Consider the following 1,665-nt stretch of genomic DNA (forward strand, 5'->3'; position numbering starts at 1 on the left):
AGTCCGCCTCATTCAGCTCAGTACGAACGCACCTCGTTCCGACCAGCACGCTCTCCCGCAGGTTGGCACCAGACAAGCGACTGTTGCCCAGATCGGCATAGCGCAAATCAATCCCCGCAAACTGTCCCTTCGCCAAGTCAAGACCAGCCAATACTTTGTAGCCGTATTCCTGCTCCAGCCCTTCCTCCAGCCAGGCGCGAATTTGCTGCGAATCTTTTGGGCGCACATCGCGGCAGTACACGATTTCGCTCTGGTCCAGGTACTCGCCGACGCGCACCTCCAGTTCGTCTTCCTTTTCCACCTGCCAAAACGCTTCCACAGAATCTACCTGCTGCAACGCATACCGTCCCAGACTGACGACGTACTGGTGAAACTTCTCCGCCTGGACAAGCTTGATCCGTTCGATCTCTGCCGGGCCGATCTGTCCGGCATACGCCCGCGCAGCCTCCGTCCACTCCGCCGCAAGCTCGTCCAAAAAGCGAAATGCCCAGCTCGCATCGTAAACGGCCTGGCATTCGACGGGATCAAAAAACCAGCGGCTGTCCGTTGCTTCCAGCAAATAATGGTTACTCCCGGACAACAGCTCCGTCCGCAGCATGGAGTAGGTCAAATAAGCCATTTTGCCTTTCTTCCCCTGCTGTTGCATCGCCGCCATTCGCTGGCAAATCTCGTCAAACGAACGGAGAAACGGCTGCACCAATCGCTCTTTTTCCGCCCGATAATACGCATCCAGCGCATGCAGCCGGGCAATCGTCCGTTTTGGCACTTCGTTTTCCCAAAAATGCTGCAAGGCTTCCTCTCTGCCCACGTCCTGTCCCCCCTTGCCGACTACCTTGAAAAAGCTCTGCTCTTCTTAGCAAACATGCACCTGGCCTGTGAGCATGCCCATTTTTTGCGCGTCAAACACACAGTTACCAGCTGGCAACCATGTGTGTCAGTTCGTCTTGAGCTCCTGCCCGATGATGCTTGTATTGCCATCCATCTTGATGCTGCTTTCCCTGCAGGTCAGGCTGATCTCGTTTTTCGCCGAGATAATCACCTTTGTCGCCGAATCCATCATGATGTCCTGATCGGAGACGACCTTGATATTTTTTTTGCTGAGAATCTGGATGCCATCCGCCTCGTTCAGACGAATGAGAATTTCCCCGTCCTTCGCACTGATGACGATCTCTTGCGGAGAAAACATCAGCTCTTTGCCGTTGGCCGTGCGGAAGTATTTGATATCGGGGTTGCCGAGCTTGTTCGTCTCGCCTTCTTCCGAGTTTTTGCGCACGGAGCTGATCGCAATTCCGTCTTCTTCTTTGTTCGTCGGAAAATAGATTCGGACGTAATCGTCCAGCTCCGGCATGCAGTACCAGCCGCTGTTTCCTTCCGCCGTGTAGACGGACGAGTACGGGAACCAGTGCGCTTCGCTTTTGCTCTGCTTCTCGTCGATGTCGAGATGCACCTTGACGTTGTCTTTGGCCACGTCAATGACGCGGCCTTGGACTGATGCCCCGACGATCAGCGACTGATAGATCGGCTTCTGGCTCATGCCTTTTTTGGACGCGAGCAAATATTTGTGCTTGAGCAGCCCCTTTTTCATCTCGGTATGCGCTTCATACACATACAGGCTCTTTCCTTTGAAATCGACGCCGTTGCCCAAATCGAGCACCCGATCCGTCT

1 protein-coding gene and 1 pseudogene are annotated in these 1,665 nt (G+C 54.3%); both read right to left on the reverse strand.

Annotation, left to right across the window (positions count from 1 at the left end; all coding sequences use genetic code 11):
- On the reverse strand, nt 1–808 hold an 808-nt coding region (locus tag EDM57_RS22940), incomplete at its 3' end, for a pentapeptide repeat-containing protein (protein ID WP_122906973.1).
- A 126-nt stretch (nt 809–934) separates the two neighbouring features.
- A pseudogene (locus EDM57_RS22945) lies at nt 935–1,665 on the reverse strand (hypothetical protein); the annotation flags it as partial.

The sequence above is a fragment of the Brevibacillus gelatini genome, from assembly GCF_003710935.1.
Lineage (GTDB): Bacteria > Bacillota > Bacilli > Brevibacillales > Brevibacillaceae > Brevibacillus > Brevibacillus gelatini.